The 1,118-nt window shown below is 52.9% G+C and carries 1 protein-coding gene; it reads left to right on the top strand.

Annotated elements, in window-relative coordinates:
• Positions 1–1,118, top strand: a 1,118-nt coding sequence (locus Q384_RS11030) for a calcium-binding protein (RefSeq protein WP_037588154.1), incomplete at both ends; no start/stop codon positions are given.

The raw sequence follows: 1,118 nt of genomic DNA on the forward strand, positions 1-1,118 counted from the left end.
GATTTTGAAGAGGGTGATAAAGACGGCAATGATTATATTCAGGGGTTGGCAGGCGATGATGTGATTTACGGCGGCGGCGGTGATGATTTTTTAGAAGGCGACGGCACCACTGTCAGCGGTATCCTCAATACGGTACCGGGTGAATACCACGGCAAAGATTATTTGGACGGCGGCAGCGGCAATGACGAAATCAGAGGCGGCGGCAATAACGATACCTTATATGGCGGTGACGGCGATGACTGGATGGAAGGCGATGGTATGGAACGTGTTATTGCGGTTCAGTATCACGGCAACGATTATCTGTACGGCGGCAGCGGCAATGACCATTTGGCAGGTAATGGCGGCGATGATTGGCTGTTTGGCGGCGACGGCAATGATGTGCTTTGGGGTGATGCTTCCGAGGGTAACCATGAATTAAACCAAACCCAAATCGGCAATGATTACTTATTCGGCGAAGCGGGCGATGATGAAATGATGGGCGGTTTCGGTGATGATACTTTAGATGGCGGCGACGGCAATGACACTCTGTTCGGCGGCGGCGGACGCGATTATTTAATCGGCGGAAGCGGCAATGATAAATTGTTTGGCGATTTTTCTACCAATGTTGAGCGCGATAAGATTACGGCTGCCGATGAATACGATGATGTTTTGGACGGCGGCACGGGTGATGATGAGTTAGCCGGCGGTCAAGGCAATGATACCTTATATGGCGGCGACGGCAACGATATTTTATGGGGCGATGACTTTGCTGAAGGAAACCAGCACAATCAAGATATGGCGGGCAATGATCGCTTGTATGGCAGCGACGGCAATGACCAGCTGTATGGCGGTTATGGTGATGACCGTTTAGACGGCGGTTTGGGTGATGATGTTGTGGCAGGCGGCGGCGGACGCGATTATCTGGACGGCGGCAGCGGCGATGATCGGATGTGGGGTGATTTTTCAGACGGCGGCGGGCGTGATGTCATTCCTGAAGGCGATGAATACGATGATGTTTTAAACGGCGGCGACGGCGATGATCTGATGTGGGGCGGGCAAGGCAGTGATGTGTTGTACGGCGGCGCGGGCAATGATTATTTGGACGGCGGCGATGTGAATTTAATCGGCGACGGCAATGA

This window comes from Stenoxybacter acetivorans DSM 19021 (genome assembly GCF_000745895.1).
Classification (GTDB): Bacteria; Pseudomonadota; Gammaproteobacteria; order Burkholderiales; family Neisseriaceae; genus Stenoxybacter; species Stenoxybacter acetivorans.